At 60.6% G+C, this 1536-nt stretch carries 1 protein-coding gene; it reads left to right on the top strand.

Annotated features, from left to right (window positions below):
• Window positions 1–84 precede the first annotated feature (84 nt).
• Window positions 85–1242 (top strand): IS110 family RNA-guided transposase, encoded by a 1158-nt coding sequence (locus SMA01S_RS23905; protein ID WP_066827983.1) that lies wholly within the window; start codon window positions 85–87, stop codon window positions 1240–1242.
• Window positions 1243–1536 lie beyond the last annotated feature (294 nt).

Here is a 1536-nt window from a genome sequence, read left to right as displayed (position 1 = left end):
CCGAAAGATCCCATGGCGAGGGCGGATAGCGGCTGACACTCTGTCAGAGTGCGGTTGCTGACCCCTAACTCCGTGGAGGCAACCATGCTTGCAGCTGATCGACCCCATGCGCCTGCCGCTATCCGTATAGATCTTGGCGCGATCTTTGTTTCGATGGAACTGAGTAAATCAACGTGGCTGGTCACGTCTTTGTCACCCGGTGCTGGCGAGCGGATGTCGAAGCATGTTGTGCGTGCTGGTGACGTTGCCGGATTGATGGAGCGTTTTGCGCAGCTTCGCGAGAAGGCACGGGTCCGGACCGGGCACGAGTTCGGCTTCATCGTTATCCAGGAGGCCGGCCTGGACGGGTTCTGGATCCACCGCGTGTTGGAGCGCGAAGGTATCGAGAGCTATGTCGTCGACCCGGCGTCGATCGCGACATCCCGCCGCCGCCGTCGTGCAAAGACCGACAAGATCGATGGCGAGGCGCTGGTTCGTGCGCTGCTTGCCTACAAGCGAGGCGAGCCGCGCGTTTGCGCGATGGTCAGGCCGCCCAGCGTCGAAGACGAAGATCGACGTCGTATTTGCCGTGAGCGCCAGGTGCTGATCATCGAGCGAACCCAGCATATCAACCGGATCAAAGGTTTGCTCTTTGCACAGGGTATCACTGGATATGAACCGCTACGTCGCGACCGGCGGGAACGGTTCGAAGATCTCAGAACCGGCGATGGACGCGTTCTCGCAGCTCACGTCAGATCGCAGATCGATCGAGAGCTGGACCGGCTCGAGCTGATCATTGAACAGATCAAAGCCGTCGAGGATGAGCGCGCTGCGCTCATTGCCGAGCAAGCTGCCAACACCCCGGCGGCAATGCTTCTCAACCTCAAGGGCATCGGCCCGGAGTTTGCCACCATCCTCTACGCGGAAGGGCTGTTCCGCCATTTTGATAACCGGCGCCAGCTGGCAGCCTATGCCGGGCTTGCTCCCACACCTTGGCAAAGTGGATCGATCAGACAGGAACAGGGCGTCTCAAAGGCCGGCAATGGCCGCCTGCGAACGACCATGGTCGAGCTCTCCTGGCTCTGGATCCGTTATCAGCCTGACTCGGCGCTTGCCCGTTGGTTCCAGGAGCGCGTGCGGCACAACGGCGGCCGCCTCAAGAAGCCGACGATCGTGGCGCTTGCCCGCAAACTTCTCATCGCGCTGTGGAAATATGCAACCTCAGGTGTGGTGATCGAGGGAGCCGTGATGAAGGCTGCCTGATCCGAACCCTACGCCTTCCCGGAGCACGATCAGCTCCGTGGATCCAGGTAAGCGAACCGAAATGTCTGTTGGCGTTCAGCGCCGCCCGAAAGACTGGTCCCGCTTTCCTGTGCCCGTAACCGCCGCAAGCGGGATAATGGTGCAGCCACCCCGAGTGGCGACCGTATGTGAGCTGGATAAGGTTCGAACTGTCGAGCCGCGTCATGCATCGGGCCAAGCCTGGATCCGACACCAAGGAGACCATCAATGTAGATACCACGATCACCCTTGACCGACGTCCTCGTCATGTGAGCC

This window comes from Sphingomonas mali NBRC 15500 (assembly GCF_001598415.1).
Taxonomy (GTDB): Bacteria; Pseudomonadota; Alphaproteobacteria; order Sphingomonadales; family Sphingomonadaceae; genus Sphingomonas; species Sphingomonas mali.
Note: the sequence above shows the minus strand (reverse complement) of the source record. Positions and strands in the feature narration are given on the sequence as shown.

What these genes read in the sequence shown, in the direction of transcription:
- SMA01S_RS23905 (WP_066827983.1), top strand. Translation starts at nt 85, where the DNA reads ATGCTTGCAGCTGATCGACCCCATGCGCCTGCCGCTATCCGTATAGAT.